Below are 16,766 nucleotides of genomic sequence, written 5' to 3' on the forward strand. Positions count from 1 at the left end.
TTCACCCGTCACAACAGTGTGACCACTGAGTCCTCGAGAAGCTGGGGAAGAATGAACTCGAACAGACGAAACGCCAGGGCAGGAAGCTCATGCTCATCAATGAAAAGCGACTCCCTGAGAGTCATCTCCCGATTTAAGTCAACTGAGTAAAAAATAAGAGTAATTATTACGAATTCTTAATGAGCAAATGATACGAAAAATCTATTTGTAGTTAGCGTAAGATGTTTCACCTCCACATGGTAGATGATAACTCATCTCGTCAGGGGGGAGAAGCAGATCGATCCGGCACATGGCCACTCTCACGCCGTGCATTCGGCGGACTTACCGCCGGTACGCTCGGAGCGATCCAGCTGGGGGGGTTGGCCGCTGCTGCCACCAAAAACACGCCAGAGAAGCACGACTCAATCTGTTACGAAGTCGAGGGATTAAAAGAATCCGCGGAGATTCTCGTCGATCAGTGGGGTGTGCCCCACATGTACGCCGAGGATGTCCAAGACGTCGCGTTCGTACAGGGATTCAACGCTGCGCGCGATCGCCTCTGGCAGATCGATCTTTGGCAACGACGCTCCCTCGGAGAACTATCGGAAGTATTCGGTGAAGAATGGACTGGGCACGATCGTGGGGCACGGCTATTCAGTTACCGTGGTGATATCGAGGAAGAGTGGGACGCCTACGGACCCGACGCAGAGGCTATCGCCACTGGCTTCGCAGAGGGTGTGAACGCGTATATTGATCAGGCTGAGGACGATCCGGAGATGATGCCGGTTGAGTTCAAGGCACTCGATTACGAGCCACGACGCTGGGAACCAGAAGACATCGTTCGGATGCGTGTCCATGCGATCACGCTCAACGTCTCAAGTGAGGTCCAACGAGCGATCACGCTCCGGGAGTTCGACGAGGATGTTGAACGGGTCCGTCAGTGGCTTGATCCCGAAGACTGGGAAATTGAAGTCCCTGAAGGACTCGATCTCGATCTTATTCCAGAAGACGTCCTCGACACTTTCGAGATGGCGACGATGTCTCATACAGCTATTACATTCGACGAGGACGACGTTCGGAATCCTGACGTACTTGACGATATCTCAGTCGTCACGAATAGTTCTAACTCCGTTGGCGGAGATACTCCGGACAAATCGGATCTCATGGAGAAGGAGACGCCCTCTGCAAGCAACAATTGGGCAGTCGCACCTGAACTCACCGAGACGGGCCGACCGATTCTCGCGAACGACCCCCACCGTGCTCACAACGTTCCATCGCTTCGATATATGGCCCATATCAGTTCACCTGAATTCGATGTTATCGGAGCAGGTGAACCAGGTCTCCCTGGAATTTCAATTGGCCACAATGGGAATACTGCGTTTGGACTGACGATTGTTCATATTGACCAGCAGGATTTGTATGTCTACGAGACGAATCCAGACGATCCCAATGAGTACAAATACGATGGTGAATGGGCCTCGATGGAGGTCGACACAGAGACACTCGCCGTCAGAGATGGAGATGATCGAGAAGTCGAACTAAAGTTCACTACTCATGGGCCAGTGATTCATGAGGACCCTGACGAAAACATTGCATTTGCGGTACGCACCGTCTGGACGGATCCCGGTACAACAGCGTATTTCGGTGGCATTGGATACATGCGCGCCAAAAACATCGAAGAGTTCCAAGATGCGATGGAAGGGGAACTAACATCGGAGATGCAGGGATGGGGTGCACCCCCGGAGAACCAGGTTGCTGCCGATACAGAAGGAAACATTGGATGGTTCCCTGGTGGGAGGACGCCAGTACGTCCCAACTGGGATGGGTTACTGCCAGTCCCCGGTGATGGCCGCTACGAATGGGATGGATATCTCCATCAATCCAACCTGCCACGGGAGATCAACCCCGATCGAGGCTGGGTTGCGACTGCTAACCAGGAAGTTCTTCCCGAAGACTATCCGAGAGACGATCCACCGATCGGCTTTGAGTTCTCAGCGCCGTATCGGTACCAGCGAATCGCGGAAGTTCTCGGAGAGTATTCTGCGGAGAACGAACACTCACTTACGGATTCGACAGACCTTCAGACTGATTTCTTATCAATTCCAATGCGGATCATTACTGAAGCGCTCGCTGAGACTGATCCAGATGAGGAGGACCTGATCGAAATACGTGACTGGCTTACAGCGTGGGATAACGTTCTTGATACGGAGTCGGGCGAGGCGGCCCTCGCCGTAGTCTGGTTTGAGAATTATCTTCAAGAAGCGGTCACCGTCGAACTCGTCGGGGAAGAAGCAGCGGATCATATCGGGACGGGTGATATCCAAGTGATCCTCGGTGCAATCGAGGAACCTGAAGAGTATCTTGAGGACGATGCTGTTGAGAGCCGTAATCAGTTGCTCCTCTCGACGCTTAGCGATGCAGTCGATGACGTCGAAGACCGACTCGGTGAGAACCGGGACGAGTGGAAGTGGGGTGATCTGAAGCATGCCCTCTTTGAGCACGCACTGTCACCTGCTGTTGACGAAGAGAGTGCTGAGACATTGAATGTCGGCCCAAAACCGATGGGCGGAGGGAACTATACGGTGGGGCGAGCTGGCCACAACGATGAGTTTCAGCTAACGCATGGAGGGTCGTGGCGAATGGTCATTGACGTTGGTGGATGGAATAATTCACTAGCAATGAACGTACCTGGCCAATCCGGTGATCCTGAGAGTCCGTTCTACGACAACTTGCTCGATAAGTTCGTTAATGGGGAATACTTCCCCTTACTCTACACACGAGAGGCTGTTCAAGATGCGTGTGTCAGGCGGATTGATCTCAAGCCCGAGAATAGTAAGTAAGTCTCAACCGACTTTTTCTTTTGATCACTGCTAGTCTCTATTCGTAGACTGGGCTGTTCAGGCGCTCTCTGGAGTAATGTTTCCGGGCCCCAATCTCTCTGGAAACTAGATAGATATATAACAAGAAGCAACCCAACTTCACAAATAGGGTTCTTATACAGTACAATTACTAGCGGGTACATCCCGTAAACGGCTGGTGACGGCGCTACCCAGAGACCCGATTAGGAGGTTTCACTCTTGACAATGGCTATCCATAGAGAGCGTATCTTAGACAGGTTCCCTACTCGTAGAGTCTCCGTAGGAGTGGACGGACGTCAACAAGCAAACGAGGATATCCGAGTGAGTATAGCAAAGCACCGTCCGAAAACAGCGTTACACAATAATTGTCTCAGCCCCTGTTTCGGACGCGATTGAATCTCTTGTAATAGTAGTTTAGGAACTATTATTTATATCTATTATAAATTGATTATACATGCCGCATGATTCAGATAGTATGGAAAAGGCAGGAGCAGACAGAGACGCGCGAGAAATCACAGCACTCGGTCGCCGGGGCTTTTTAGGTGGCGTTACCGGATTGATGGCTGCCGCAGCGTACACGGTAGGTGTACCTGAGGCTGTGTCCGGACAGATAGCGAACGACGAGGACGACAATGTACAGACCGTCGCGTCGCCTGATGGGAGCATTGAAGTAACAGTTGACCTTGCCGATGGGAAACCGACGTATACGGTGACGTTTGATGGGACGACCTACGTCGACGTGTCATCGCTCGGATTCGACTTCCAGAACCAGTCGACATTCGGTGTGGCGGCCGACGGGTCTTACGGTGCCGCAGTTACTGTTACGGGCAGTGAGAGTGGCGTGGAGTCGGAGCGTTGGGACCCCGTCTGGGACCAGTACGACAGCGTTGCTGAGGAATTTAACTATCTGCGCCTCGGCCTCGAAGAGACGGCGAGTCCGAACCGATCGGCGAACCTCGAACTCCGCGTGTTCGACGATGGCCTCGGCTTTCGATTCGCGTTCGACGACGATTTCGCCGCCAACAGCGATAAGACCGTTATCACGTCCGAGAACACGCAGTTCAATTTCGCGGATGATTACACGGCGTGGTGGATTCGAAATGAGTTCGTCAACCCCCGTTTCGAACAGGAGTACGAGAAGACCGATCTCAGCGACGTCCCCGCTGGGACGCGGTCGATTCGGCCGAACGAAAATACGATTCGAAATGGCGCACACACGCCATTCACGGTCAAGGCCGGTGAGGATGCCTATCTAAGCGTCCACGAGGCTGATCTCACAGACTACGCGACCATGTCGCTCGCGCCACAGTCCGACGACGGCGGGACCGACTTCACTGCCGAACTTGCCCCCCTACCCGACGGGACAAAGGTTGTCACCGAAGCGCCGACCGCAACGCCGTGGCGGACGATACAGGTAACGCGGACACCCGGAGAGCTCGCAGAGTCGTCACTGATTCCGCTGCTCAACGACGACCTCGATGAGTCGGTTCTCCCGACCGTCGCCGGCGAACCCGATACGAGTTGGATTACACCGCGAAAGTACGTCGGCATCTGGTGGACGATGATCGCGGGCAACGCCCACTGGGAATACAAATCCGACGCCGAAATCGAAGCCAATGGGAACGACCCAGCGGCGTACATCCACGGCGCACGCACCGAGCGGATGAAACGCTACATGTCCTTCGCCAGCCAGAACGGCGTCGACAGTGTCCTTGTCGAGGGATGGAACGAAGGGTGGGACAGCTACCCGGGCTCCGGAGCGACGATGGATTTCGATCAATCCTACCCTGACTTCAGTTTGACCGAGGTCACGGACTATGGCCAGTCGCTTGACCTGGCAGTAGAGATGACCGCACACAACGAGACAGGCGGGAACCTCGGCAACTACGAGGAGCAGATTCTCGATGACGATATCTTCCAGTATTACGAGGACAACGAGATTCGCACGATCAAGAACGGCTACGTCTCCGACGCAGGTCTGATTCACGAAAGTCCCGACAATTCGCCGACCATCAATCATCACTGTCAGATCGCGGTTAACCACCACGAACTGGTCGCCCGCGAAGCGGCGGGCAACCGACAGTTACTCGAACGGCACGAGGCTGATAAACCGACTGGCAAGCGTCGGACCTACCCAAACCTGGCGGCTACAGAGACGGTGAAAGCACAGGAATTCGACGGTTTCAACGCCCTTGCGTCCGATCTCGGTCCCGACCATCATGTCGAATTGCCGTTCACGCGGATGCTGGCCGGCCCAACGAGCTTTCAGCCCGGCATTTTCGACATCACATTCAACGACGACACTGGCGGCCAAATTCAGACGACACTCGCGAAGCAACTCGCCATGTACCCGACTTACAACGCCGGGATACAGATGGCCGCCGACCGCGTCGAGGCGTACATCAACCCCGAACTGGGCGTTGGCGAACTCGTCCAAGCGGCGGCCGGCAATCTCGATGGGATGATAACGGCCGACAACTGGCGGAACGCCTTCGGTACCAACTACGTCGCAGTCGATCCGAGTCGCGTCCCATCCGGCGCTTCGGTATCATTCACGGTTACGGACGTCCCTACCGACGGAACGTACGATCTTCATCTGCGCTACGCGAGCGACGCCGAGCAGAACGCGAATAGTGTAATCGAGGCCGGAGAGACCGGAGCAACCCTTCGAGTGAACGACTCGACGGACTCCATCGAACTTCCCTTTACGGAGTACTGGGACGACTGGCAGGTGTTCACCGTTGCTGTCGAGCTTACGGAAGGCGAGAACACCGTCGCCGTCGAACTACACTATGACGACTCCGATGGCACCTTTACCGGCGATGTCGGCGGGTTCAACCTCAACACGATCGCCGTCACCGAGCAGGGCGAAGCGTCACCGATTCCGAGCGAGTACGCCGACTACACGCCCGAAAACGAGAACTTCGAGACGGAGCCCGAGTTTGACTTCCTCAAAGCGATTCCAGCCGGCGGCTGGGACGATACGTGCGTTCTGGACGCCCAGATTGGCGAGTATACCGTTACGGCGCGTAAATCCGGCGAGGAGTGGTTCGTCGGCACGATGACCGGCGAGCGCGGGCGTGCGCTCGACATCCCCCTCGATTTCCTCGCGCCAGGCCGAGGGAACAAGCATGCGAACAAAAACGGCACGCCCGCGAATAGCTCGAACGTCCCGCGAGGACCGAAATACGTTGCAGAGATGTACAGCGACGGTATCGACGCGTCACTCACCGGCGAGCCGACAGACGTTCGAATCGACGAGGCTATCGTCGATCCAAGCACGACACTGCTTGCGTCGGCCGTGGCCAGCGGCGGGCAGGCGATTCGTCTCCGGAAGGCCCGCGGCCGCGAACGCGCCGAACTTCCCGAGTACAACCGACCCGAACAGGAGTACGACGCCATCTCCCTCCCGGAACAGACCTACGTGACCTTCCCCTTCGACGTGGAGATAACCGGCTCTCACACCGGTCAGTTCATTGGCGGCGAGGAGTTGAACGTCTACGCTGACGGCGAACAAGTAGATACCGTCCTCGTTCGGTTCTCGGAGACACAAGAGACGGACAGCTTTAGTCTCACCTTCGACGAAGCCGGCGAGTACGAAATTACCGTCGGTCGGACACTCGAAGACGCCCTCCCAGCACAGACCATCAGTATCGAGGATCCCTACGCTGCCGAGCTCCCAGAGCAGTATTCGACGTTCGCGTCGGCACCTGCCGAGTTCGGCCGTATCGACGACCGACTTCTTATCAACGCCGCCGGCGAGGACATCGAGACCTACGCCGACGAGTACGGAACCATTTACGTGGACGATGGACTCGGCGAGAGCGGTACGGTCACGGCGGAGATTCTCGACCAAGAAAACACCGATCCGTACGCCAAGGTGGGTATCATGGTGCGAAACGACATTACCGGTGCCAGCGAATCCCCTGGTTACCTGTTGATAGCGACCTCACCGCTGCTTGGGCCGTTTATGCACGTCGATACCGACGCGAGCGGCCGCGTGGACCAGTTCATTGGTTCGGAGGTGTCCTACAGCTTCCCGACGCACCTCCAACTCGAAAAGGAGGGTACGACGTTCACGGGACTGGCGAGCGTCGACGGCGGGTCGACGTTCACCGAGATCAGCACCGTCGACGTCTCATCGGCGGCCGAGGTACAGGACGCTGGGATGTTCGCCCTCTCACACAACGTAGGCGAGAAGAGCAGAGTGGCATTCGGCGACTTTGAAATCACGGAGTGATCACGACAGCGGTACTCCCCCATCCGGGCAAGAGACGTTCACCCAGCGACATCGAGTGTGATCTCCAGCGCCTCCTAGCCTTCGATGATGGTGTTGATCCCGCCGGACGTCTTTTTAGAATTGTTTGAGAAGAAAAAATGACGGTCGTACTATTAGACAAACTCATGATTTCCGAGCGGACGGTTTATGAGACAAATTGTACCGGTGACAACAACTGTCAGCAATGCAGCGATTACACTGGTATAGCACAGCGCCGGTATGCAACCGAATTAGGGAATTGATTCTCTAAAACGCGACAGAGGTGTCTCCACATTTTCCACCGCGATACACACCTGTCTGTGGGTTTGCCAGGACTATCGTTATCGCTCTTCGTGATGTCTAGGTGTCTTCAGGCGCGGGAGGAGGTCGATAGCTGACTTGCAGGCGGATAAGGCCCTATCCTCAACGAGTGCAGTCGAAGGGAGCACGAGTAGAGAGGAGGTTCATCCGTCGGTATCGTCTGCATCGGTGAAATTGGCAGGCTCACTCTCTGTAGAACAACGGGAGGAGTCACTCGTTCTCGAGTGCTGCGTAGATTTCGGCGTGTCGGCGTCCGTCAAGTTTCCCCATCTTGAGGGCGATCTCGTGGCGTTTCTCGTCGCTCTCGGCCGACTGATACCGCTCGTACAGCTGGCGGACTTCGTCGTCGACCGTCGCCGAAGAATCGGTGCTGGACGCCATCTCTGTATCGAACGTACTCAGTGCGGCCCTTTATCAGTTGCGCCGAGCACACGCTCGGAAGTAGATAACTGCCGTCTCGATATCGACCGCGGCTTCGTCCGTCGCAAAGCGGTGCAGTAAGGCACGAACTTCGTCGCCGTATTCGAATGTCTGTCCGTTCACCATATAGAAAACGACCACCGTTCGGAGTGCAGTTCGCTTGTTTCCATCGACGAACGGATGATCCACGACGAGGAGTCGCATGAGATGGACCGCCTTCTCGTGGAGTGTCTGCGGCACTTCACTGAAGTACCCCTCCGAAACGTACTGAAGTGCGGACTCGATCGCGTCCTCCGATCGAACTCCTGATTCCGTGTTGTCGCCTTCCTCGACAATCTGCTCGTGGAGATCGAGGATGAGTTCGACGGAGGGATACGCGATGTCGTCAGCCACATTCACGGCTTACTCGCGCTCTCCGATAATCATGCTGATCTCTCCGACAGGGTGAACAGAACATCCGCCTCTGCCCGCACTGTAACGTCCAGGTCGGGATGAGCGCGTGGCCCCAACACGTCCGGGCGTGTACGAGTGATCCGACCGACGCCGCCCAAGAGACCGATCCCGACGGCGACCCCGCGATCACCAACAGGGACACCCACCGCGCGACGAGCCCGGCTACACGCACGGGTGTTCGTACACAGCTCCACCAGCCCCAGGAGTAACCCGCGCCAGCAATGGGCGGGTTCTCTCACAGCGCCAGCGTTGTGCGCCCATCGAGAACCCTGCCTCTCCCAGTCCGCAGTAAGAGTGTAGTCACCCCGCTGAGCCACGCCGCCGAATCGTTCGCGAGCCCCGAGACGGGCACCACGATCGTCTCACCATCATCCTGTTTCCAATGACCGACAGTAGTACGACCGAGAGCACCGCCACCGACCAGCCCGCGACACCTGATGAGCCATCTCTCGAATCCGTCTCCGAACAACTCGAGACACTCACCGATCGCGTCGAGGAACTCGAAGCCGAAATCGAACGCAAAGATGATCGCTCTCAAGAGCGATAGTAATTAGCGATTAGTAGGCTGCAATGGTAGGTAACACTGACTGAGATTGATGAGCACAAAGGAACCACTAGCAGGTGATTCGGGTGGTGCGACTCCGATGCCAGAGCAGGACGTCACCCCACTAGAGCTGTTTTTCGATCTGGTGTTCGTGTTTGCATTTACGCAGGTCACAGGATTTCTCGTCGACCATCTCACCTGGACCGGTATGATACGCGGTGCGGCGTTGTTCGCAGCGTTGTGGTGGGCATGGGTCACCTATTCATGGCTCACTGGTGCCGTTCCTGCTGAAGAACGACTCCCCGCGCGGCTAGTGATCCTCACTGCAATGAGTGCGATGCTTATCGTCGCACTTGCCGTTCCTGATGCGTTCGGTGATGATGGCGTACTCTTCGGCGTCGCCTACTTTGTCGTTCGGGCGCTACACGTCGTTCTCTATGCTGTTGCAACCCCACCTGAGACGCGCGATGCAGTCCTCCGGGCTGCACCCGGATTTCTCGGCGGGCCGGCGCTTCTCGTCGTCGCTGGTTTGTTCGATGGTCCTCTTGCAGGCGGTCTCTGGATCGCAGCACTCGCGATCGACTATGGGATTGTGTTCGTTCGGGGTGTCGAGGGATTTCACGTCAATGTGGGTCATTTCGTCGAGCGACATCGGCTCGTCCTGATTATCGCCCTGGGCGAGTCGCTTATAGCGATCGGCGTCGGCGCGGAAGAGCTCCTCCTCAGCACCGATGTGGTCCTCGCAGCCCTGTTTGGCATCGCCCTCATTATCGCGCTCTGGTGGCTTTACTTCGACTACGTCGTCCTCGCTGCAGAGCAAACCCTCGCCGCGGCCAGCGGCCATGATCAAACACGGATGGCACGCGATTCATACAGCTACATTCACCTCTTGATGGTGGGGAGTATCATTTTCATCGCGCTCGGTATCGAGCAGACGGTCGCTCATGTCAGTGAACCGCTTGGGACAGTCGCTGCGGCCGCTCTCTTTGGGGGCGCTGCCCTCTATCTACTCGGGCATAACGCCTTCCGATATCGTGATCACGGGAATATTAGCCTCGAACGGCTCGTCGTGACGATCATTACCCTCATGTTACTCCCCGTCGCAGTGCGGGTGCCCGCCATCGTCGCCCTTGGAGGCATCACGATGTTGTTCATCGGGCTTGCGGCGTATGAGACAGTGCGGAATGAACACCGACACAAATTCCGAACAAGCTGAAACCAGATTCTACTATTCGAACACTCATGGCTAACCTGCACCGCGTCCGCTTCATTTTACAGGACGTGCAGGAGTACGCTGAGAAGGCGCCTGCTGAGCTTGTGCCCCATCTGAGCAGTTCACGGGCGAGCCCCGTCCGCCGTTTTATATGTACGACCTCTACGCTAGTCAGATGCGTGAGCTAGCCTTTGCTCGTGAACATAAGCGCGGGTGCAATAAGGTGGCCGATACGTCGTCGACTACTCCAGCACCCGTATCCACTTACTTATAACCGAAGCGCAAAGTCGAAAGCCTATCAGTGGGTAAAGCTACTATTCAGGGGAAATCTTTTGATTGTTCCCATCATAGAGCAGTATATGTCGAACACAAGGCTTGACGAACGTGGTCGTCTCACCCTCCCAAAGGAGATTCGGGAGCGATATGGCGAGCGCTATCATATCGTTGAGCTCCACGACGGTATTAAACTCATCCCAGTCGCAGACAATCCGCTCGATGCACTTCGTGACGAGTTTGCGGATGTCGAAAAATCCGCTACTGAACTTCGCGATGAGGCACGGGAAGCAGCTCTTGACGAGGCTGGCCGCTAAATGTACGCCGAAGTGGATTTCCTTCTTGCCCTTATCAAAGATGACGATTGGCTGGGCGATGCTGCTGAGGAAGTGTATCGAGAGCATCGAGACGAGCTGTGGACGTCCCAGTTCACACTCATTGAACTGCTCTTAGTCGCGTATCGCGAGGAACGAAATACGGAACACGTTATTGCGAACGCTGCCTCCCTCCTTGAAGTACGTGGCGACGTAGAGACCGTCGTCGCCGCGGCAACCTACATCGAAGACCACGGGTTCACCCCCTTTGACGCGCTCCATCTCGTGGAATCTGCAGGCGATACCATCGTTTCCAGCGACAGCACGTATGAGGGATTCGCACCACGACTCGATCTTGGAGACGTTCAGAAGGAGTGACGCTAGCTCCATCTTCTCGCGTCGATTTGGAATCTCCCATCAGTCGTTCATCGAATGTCTCCGGCGTGGGCACGGGAAGTTCATCGACCGTGCTCTGAATCCGAACGACAGAACCCGGATCGAGATCCTATTGCTAGAACGAAAGCCACGAGGGATCGAGGGCGTTTGTTTTTTTCGAGCACCTCGCCGATCGCGAGCTCACACCAACCAGGAACGCACTCGGTTTATCACACAGAACATATAGAACTACGCCGAAAAAGCGCCTGCTGGCCTCGTGCTCGATAGCCAGACGATCACGAAGGTCATCACCGCCCTCAGAGGAACCTGTGGCTCGCGTTATGGACCTCCTCGCAACACACCTGTTGCACCTTGTTCGTACAGATACATCGTCTCCCGACGGGTCTGTTCTGAACTCTGTTTGGCCATCAACGGGGTTTAGACACTGGAAAATCCGGGTCGTCGAGTCAATTGGGTGATTAGTGTTCAATCACCGCCAGCTCTTATAGAGTGGTTACGTGGCTGTAGCCGTCTCTTAGCTCCACGCAGATGCAGATCGTTCTTTCAACATACTCCGGAACTGTTCGGTCGTTCTTTCGAGTAATTCCCCAGTATCCCATTCTACAATGACACCGTATCGACGGATTAGATCCAGTTTGCTTAGCTCGCCAGCCCGATACTGCTCAGCAACCATTTCAGGATTTTCGCGAAGCCAGTCACCTCGATTCTGCCGAATATACTCCCGCTGAGTATCCGTAGCTTCCTGATCAATCGTATACTCGCATCGATCAGGGTCGACTGCGTGAATTACGATCCCGTAATCTTTCTTCGCGCGGTCAATGGACACGTACTCATCAATCACGTCTTCAAGGACAGCTTCGGGATCTCGCTCAAGTGGGTCACCGAACCCACCACCACCTGAGGACGGGCGAACAAACATATCGTCTTCGCTAATCGGGATGTTCGAGAATACAGTCCCCATCTCGTTGACCTCGCCATCTCTTTCGAGTGTCACTCCATGCGGGATTCCTGGTAGCCCACCTTCACTCCCCCAAGTAATCGACCGGTTCCGATCAGAACAGTAGGAGATAACGCTATTCTCACACTGAAGTAGGTTGCCTCCTTTCCGGACACCACACCCGCCACGGAACCGACCAGGACCCGCTGAGTCAGTCACAATCGCATGCTCGCTCGTGATCAAGGGTGTGTCCCGTTCTTGACCCTCAAGGGATTGTACGGCGAGTCCCGCTCCGAAAACAGGCGACGTTGCATTCGCCCCGTCTTTTCCATCACGGCCACCCCATCCACCCGCCATCCAATCATACCACATGAACTCCTCTCCATCACGTCCTGGGCGGCGATCCGTCCCACCAGCAAGAAGATACTCTAGATTGAACGCGCCAGCCATCGCCCGCTCAGGGAGCACTTCAGACCACAGATCGAAAATCGCGTTCATGACCTTCTCGTATGCACCAGCAACCGACCCGGTTACAGCGACTGGCTCAGGGGCATTGACGACAGTCCCTTCCGGTAGCGTCGCGTTGATCACTCGGTACATCCCCGAGTTGAGTGGGACATCCGGAAAGAACATTTTCGTACCTGCAATGACCGCCGAGAAAGACGTGCCGTACGTCGAGTTCAAGAAATTCCCAACATACTCGTCAGAACCGGATAGATCATAATATACTTCGTCTCCATCGATAGTCATCTCGACGTCAACAGTAACGAATCCTTCGTCCTTGTTCGGGTCTGCATCGATGTAATCCTGTGTCCGCCATGATCCATCAGGGAGATTACTGATCCGGTCACGCATAATGCGTTCAACGTAGTTCTTCGATTCGCTGAACGCGGTTTTCACTGTTTCCACTCCGTACTTGTCGATGAGTTCCAACAACCGTTCCTCGGCGATTCGAGTCGCTTCGGTCTGTGCTCGCATATCACCACGTCGGTCCTCAGATAGTCGCATATTGACTGTCAGGAGATTCGCGACGTCCTCACGGAATTCGCCGGCATCCCAGAGCTTCACAGGCGGGATCCGCATGCCCTCGGCGAAATGACTCGCTGCATCAATGTTGAACGAGCCCGGTGCTGGACCACCGACATCAGCCCAGTGTCCATTCGACTGCGTTACGGCGATAAGTTCACCATCGTAGAACACAGGACGCATGATTCGAACGTCGTTGATGTGTGTCCCGCCGAGATACGGGTCGTTGACAATGTAGACGTCACCCGGATTGATATCGCCTTCAAAATACTCGAGTGTCTCTTTGCAAGTGTAATGGAGGGTGCCGACGTGAACGGCGATATCTTGTGAGCCCTGCATCACCGTGTTCCCTTCAGCGTCGTTCAAGCAGTTACTGAAGTCTCGATTGTAAATCACGAACGAGTAGCACGTTCGCTGAATCTGTTCTGCCATTCGGTCGACGAGGTTTGTAAAGGAGCTACGCAGAACCTCGAACGTAACGGGGTCGAGATCTATTTCGGATTGTGGCTGGGTTTCTGACATGGTTAGACGGTGATGATGAGATTGCCTGTTTGTTCGACTTCAGCTTCAGCAGCGGGCGGTACAATAACGGTCGAATCCATCTGCTCGACAATCGCTGGTCCAGAAATAGTTGTGCCAGCTCCTAGCCGACGGCGGTCGTACACGGTCGTCTCGATGAACTCGCCGACTTCTTCGAAATACGCTTCGCGAGTCCCGGTTGCAGCGTCTTCAGACGTACCACGTGACTCGATTTCTGGGAATGATGGCTTATCGACGACGCCACGACCGGTGACTCGCAGACTGTAGATCTCTACGGTCTGCTCAGTATCGGAGTAAGCGTACACTCGTTCGTGCTCGTCGTGGAACCGCTGACGGATCGAGTCCATCTCTGCGATTGGACGTGAACACGGTACCTTGAGTGACCGCCACTGACCAGCATACCGCATCTGGATCGTATAGTCGATCCGGATATCCTCGTCGCTGATTCCTTCTTCATGAAGCCGTTCAATGATTTCGGTTTCCATCTCGCTGAAGTTGTCTTCAACGTCGTCGACGATTTCTTCTGTCGCCTCAGCAATGAACGTCTTCGACAGGTCGTGTTCAACGTCGACAAGCAGACAGCCAAGGGCAGAGTTGATACCGGGATATGGAGGAACGATTACGGTCGGGATATTCATCTCTCGTGCAACGTGGGCGGCATGCATTGGACCAGCACCGCCGAATGCAACAAGTGCGAAATCCCGTGGATCATATCCTTTACTGGTTGAGACGAGTCGAACAGCATTGCACATGTTCGCGACAGCGATCTGTTCGATTGCCGATGCCGCATCCACTAACGAGAGGCCGAGAGGGTCGGCGATATCTCGTTCAATAACTCGTTTTGCAGGATCGGCAGTGGCTTCCATATCTCCGCCAAGGAATGCATCCGGATCAACCCATCCGAGAACCACGTTGGCATCGGTAGTCGTCGGTTTATCACCACCACGGAGGTAGCAAGCTGGTCCTGGATCTGCTCCTTGACTTTTCGGACCAACACGGAGCGAGCCACCTTCGTCGATCCAGGCGACTGAGCCCCCGCCAGCACCAATCGTTTCGAGATCGGTGGACGGGAACATGATCGGGTACCCGTATTCGACGGCCCATTCGTCCGTCATCTCGATCTCGCTTTGGTATGTGAGTGAGACGTCGGCACTCGTTCCTCCCATATCGAAGCCGATCGCGTTCTCAAACCCACACTGCTCTGCGATGTACTGGCCAGCAATCGCACCGGCAGTTGGCCCCGAGTTCGCAATTCGAGCAGCATAGAACGCGATTGCATCAGTTGTCATCACTCCACCACCGGAATGCATCGCAAGAACGTCGCCATCGTACCCTCGTTTGGAGAGCTGGTTCGAGAGATCCGTGAGATACTCACGGACAACAGGCACGAGTGCGGCGTTGATGACCGTTGTACTCGTTCGTTCGTGTTCGAACATCTCCGGGAGGATTTCGTGTGACTGGCAGACGAATGCCTCCGGGTATTCCTCAGCAACGATATCTGCTACTCGTTGCTCGTTGTCGCCATTTACATAGGCGTTGACGAGGGAGACAGCGATAGTATCGATCCCGCGTTTCTTGAAGATGTGAGTGACGTCTCGAACGTCGTCTTCGTTGAGCGGTGTAACGATATTTCCTTTGTAATCGATGCGTTCTCGTACTTCGAGTCGGTCACGCCGTTGTACGTACGGGTCGGCGACGTCTTCGTATGCATCCCAGATCGCGGCTTTTGTCCCATCCCGGATTTCATGGACATCTCTGAATCCATTAGTTGTGATGAGTCCAATTCGAGGTAATTCCCGTTCGATAAGTGCGTTTGTCCCGACGGTTGACCCATGTGAGAAGAAATCGAGATCTTCGATGTTCGTCTCTGCTTTCGTGAGGCCGTTGATAACGCCTTGAGCGGGATTTTCTGGTGTGGATGGTGTTTTTGCTACTTCGATGGTTCGTGTTTCTTCGTCGAAGATAATAACGTCAGTAAAGGTACCGCCGATATCGACACCGGATCGAGTCATGATATCATCTCACATGAAGTGACTTCCTAGGGGTCATAGTCTTTCTCTTCTGGCGGGACTGCCACTGGTGAGCACAGTATTGGAACTTCTTCGTCTTTCACCACCCTTCCAGGGTAAAAGCTCACGAAGTCTACTCTCTCGCTCTTCTCTCTATCCAGCTTCGTCCATCGTAGACTGCAAGCACCTTGTGCACACCATAACCCATTGAGAGTGATCTGTTGAACAAGGCTGAAAGCCGAACGAAACTCTCGCTATACGTTCTCAATCGAGATCGCCCCACCACACTGTCCACAAGAATATTTCTCGGGTTGCTTCACGACCTTCGACCGACGATATCGGGGATTACGACTCTCACACCTCTCACAGACAACCCAGTAGTTCGGCTCAGTGTACTGCTCGCAATGGCGATCCGTCTCCAGTGGTTCAACCCACTGGCGAAACGTAGATCCGTGATCGGCTTCACCGTACTCGTGATATTGCCAGGCGTGGATCAACTCATGGCGAATGACTCGAGAAAACTGCTCCCACCCATACGATTCATAGGCATCCCACGAGAGGCGAATCGTGACCTGCTCACTCTGCTGGTCATAGATCGCAACGCCCGCGGAGCGCTGCATCCGCGTTGAGGTCTCCCAGTCGATCATCCCAACAGATATCTCTGGAAAATGCTCAGCCGCAATCTTAGTAGCATGGGCCGCTGCACGCTCACACAACGCCGCTTTCGTAGTCGGGAGACTCTCCCCACTTTTTTCGTCTGTATCACTCTGCGCGGGTACTGGCTGGCTCTCAGCCGTTGAGGCAGTCCAATCGTCGTCCGTCAGTCGTGTTTGTTTCATCGATCAAATACTATCGTCGCGTTTGCTTGCGAGCGATTCAACCACCGAATGCCGCTTTAATCCTCGGTAGTAGCCTCCATGCTTGGATTCGGCATGCGGAACCCATCACGGTAGCAGGGCCAGCAGGGAAGATCCTCGAACATCGGCAGACAGCCACAATCGGTCGGGCGGTTCTTCGCACAGTACTCATTGCTTCCTGACCGCTCGACAGTCGTCCCGCCGTCGGTCGCGACTTCCTGCTCCTCGCCGCTCTCGTAGTCGCTTGCGGCTTTGAGCACAGGCTCGCGAATCGCCACTGCGACCCGGTGGTTGCAGGCTCCGTCGTGATACGTATCAGACGGACATTCACAGGCGACCGGAAACCCCTCCTCAACGTTCACGCGATA

13 protein-coding genes are annotated in these 16,766 nt (G+C 55.2%); 7 read left to right on the forward strand and 6 right to left on the reverse strand.

Annotated elements, in window-relative coordinates; translation table 11 throughout:
• The first annotated feature begins 236 nt into the window (after positions 1–236).
• Both HACJB3_RS16025 and HACJB3_RS16030 read left to right on the forward strand, forming a co-directional pair.
• Entirely contained in the window at positions 237–2,819 is a 2,583-nt protein-coding gene (locus HACJB3_RS16025; protein ID WP_274378065.1) for a penicillin acylase family protein, read from the forward strand.
• Positions 2,820–3,396: 577 nt separating this feature from the next.
• A complete protein-coding gene (locus HACJB3_RS16030) occupies positions 3,397–7,077 on the forward strand; it encodes a glycoside hydrolase family 97 catalytic domain-containing protein (RefSeq protein ID WP_238532888.1) in 3,681 nt (1,226 codons plus the stop codon).
• 549 nt (positions 7,078–7,626) lie between these two features.
• On the opposite strand, the gene HACJB3_RS20355 is transcribed toward HACJB3_RS16030, so the two are convergent.
• Both HACJB3_RS20355 and HACJB3_RS16035 read right to left on the reverse strand, forming a co-directional pair.
• Positions 7,627–7,797: a hypothetical protein gene (locus tag HACJB3_RS20355; RefSeq protein WP_008414121.1), complete on the reverse strand. Its 171-nt coding sequence runs from the start codon at positions 7,795–7,797 to the stop codon at positions 7,627–7,629.
• A gap of 33 nt (positions 7,798–7,830) precedes the next feature.
• The gene (locus tag HACJB3_RS16035; protein WP_008414123.1) at positions 7,831–8,229 is read right to left on the reverse strand and encodes a type II toxin-antitoxin system death-on-curing family toxin; all 399 of its coding nucleotides are present in this window, start codon (positions 8,227–8,229) and stop codon (positions 7,831–7,833) included.
• A 98-nt stretch (positions 8,230–8,327) separates the two neighbouring features.
• On the opposite strand from HACJB3_RS16035, the gene HACJB3_RS20360 reads away from it, so the two are divergent.
• The 5 genes from HACJB3_RS20360 to HACJB3_RS19045 all read left to right on the forward strand — a co-directional run bounded on the left by HACJB3_RS20360 (position 8,328) and on the right by HACJB3_RS19045 (position 11,011).
• The gene (locus HACJB3_RS20360; RefSeq protein ID WP_008414125.1) at positions 8,328–8,498 is read left to right on the forward strand and encodes a hypothetical protein; all 171 of its coding nucleotides are present in this window, start codon (positions 8,328–8,330) and stop codon (positions 8,496–8,498) included.
• Between the two features lie 173 nt (positions 8,499–8,671).
• Positions 8,672–8,836, forward strand: a complete 165-nt coding sequence (locus tag HACJB3_RS20365) for a hypothetical protein (RefSeq protein ID WP_008414127.1) — start codon at positions 8,672–8,674, stop codon at positions 8,834–8,836.
• Positions 8,837–8,933: 97 nt separating this feature from the next.
• A complete protein-coding gene (locus tag HACJB3_RS16040) occupies positions 8,934–10,049 on the forward strand; it encodes a low temperature requirement protein A (RefSeq protein WP_008414128.1) in 1,116 nt (371 codons plus the stop codon).
• A gap of 356 nt (positions 10,050–10,405) precedes the next feature.
• Positions 10,406–10,636 (forward strand): AbrB/MazE/SpoVT family DNA-binding domain-containing protein, encoded by a 231-nt coding sequence (locus HACJB3_RS19040; RefSeq protein ID WP_008414131.1) that lies wholly within the window; start codon positions 10,406–10,408, stop codon positions 10,634–10,636.
• Positions 10,637–11,011: a PIN domain-containing protein gene (locus tag HACJB3_RS19045; RefSeq protein WP_081461348.1), complete on the forward strand. Its 375-nt coding sequence runs from the start codon at positions 10,637–10,639 to the stop codon at positions 11,009–11,011.
• A 532-nt stretch (positions 11,012–11,543) separates the two neighbouring features.
• Here HACJB3_RS19045 and HACJB3_RS16055 read toward each other — a convergent pair.
• From HACJB3_RS16055 to HACJB3_RS16070, 4 genes are all read right to left on the reverse strand, one after another.
• Positions 11,544–13,514 (reverse strand): hydantoinase B/oxoprolinase family protein, encoded by a 1,971-nt coding sequence (locus HACJB3_RS16055; RefSeq protein WP_008414135.1) that lies wholly within the window; start codon positions 13,512–13,514, stop codon positions 11,544–11,546.
• Positions 13,515–13,516: 2 nt separating this feature from the next.
• On the reverse strand, positions 13,517–15,544 hold the full coding sequence (locus tag HACJB3_RS16060; RefSeq protein WP_008414136.1) for a hydantoinase/oxoprolinase family protein: 2,028 nt from the start codon (positions 15,542–15,544) through the stop codon (positions 13,517–13,519).
• Between the two features lie 251 nt (positions 15,545–15,795).
• Entirely contained in the window at positions 15,796–16,380 is a 585-nt protein-coding gene (locus HACJB3_RS21120; RefSeq protein ID WP_008414137.1) for a SprT family zinc-dependent metalloprotease, read from the reverse strand.
• Between the two features lie 56 nt (positions 16,381–16,436).
• Positions 16,437–16,760: a hypothetical protein gene (locus tag HACJB3_RS16070; protein ID WP_008414139.1), complete on the reverse strand. Its 324-nt coding sequence runs from the start codon at positions 16,758–16,760 to the stop codon at positions 16,437–16,439.
• Between the last annotated feature and the right edge of the window lie 6 nt (positions 16,761–16,766).

Source organism: Halalkalicoccus jeotgali B3, from assembly GCF_000196895.1.
Lineage (GTDB): Archaea > Halobacteriota > Halobacteria > Halobacteriales > Halalkalicoccaceae > Halalkalicoccus > Halalkalicoccus jeotgali.

Excerpts from the sequence above, each read along its gene's own strand:
- HACJB3_RS16025 (WP_274378065.1), top strand. The coding sequence starts at position 237 with ATGGTAGATGATAACTCATCTCGTCAGGGGGGAGAAGCAGATCGATCC.
- HACJB3_RS20360 (WP_008414125.1), top strand. The coding sequence starts at position 8,328 with ATGAGCGCGTGGCCCCAACACGTCCGGGCGTGTACGAGTGATCCGACC.
- HACJB3_RS19040 (WP_008414131.1), top strand. The coding sequence starts at position 10,406 with ATGTCGAACACAAGGCTTGACGAACGTGGTCGTCTCACCCTCCCAAAG.
- HACJB3_RS19045 (WP_081461348.1), top strand. The coding sequence starts at position 10,637 with ATGTACGCCGAAGTGGATTTCCTTCTTGCCCTTATCAAAGATGACGAT.
- HACJB3_RS20355 (WP_008414121.1), bottom strand. The coding sequence starts at position 7,797 with ATGGCGTCCAGCACCGATTCTTCGGCGACGGTCGACGACGAAGTCCGC.
- HACJB3_RS16040 (WP_008414128.1), top strand. The coding sequence starts at position 8,934 with ATGCCAGAGCAGGACGTCACCCCACTAGAGCTGTTTTTCGATCTGGTG.
- HACJB3_RS21120 (WP_008414137.1), bottom strand. The coding sequence starts at position 16,380 with ATGAAACAAACACGACTGACGGACGACGATTGGACTGCCTCAACGGCT.
- HACJB3_RS20365 (WP_008414127.1), top strand. The coding sequence starts at position 8,672 with ATGACCGACAGTAGTACGACCGAGAGCACCGCCACCGACCAGCCCGCG.
- HACJB3_RS16055 (WP_008414135.1), bottom strand. The coding sequence starts at position 13,514 with ATGTCAGAAACCCAGCCACAATCCGAAATAGATCTCGACCCCGTTACG.
- HACJB3_RS16060 (WP_008414136.1), bottom strand. The coding sequence starts at position 15,544 with ATGACTCGATCCGGTGTCGATATCGGCGGTACCTTTACTGACGTTATT.
- HACJB3_RS16030 (WP_238532888.1), top strand. The coding sequence starts at position 3,397 with ATGGCTGCCGCAGCGTACACGGTAGGTGTACCTGAGGCTGTGTCCGGA.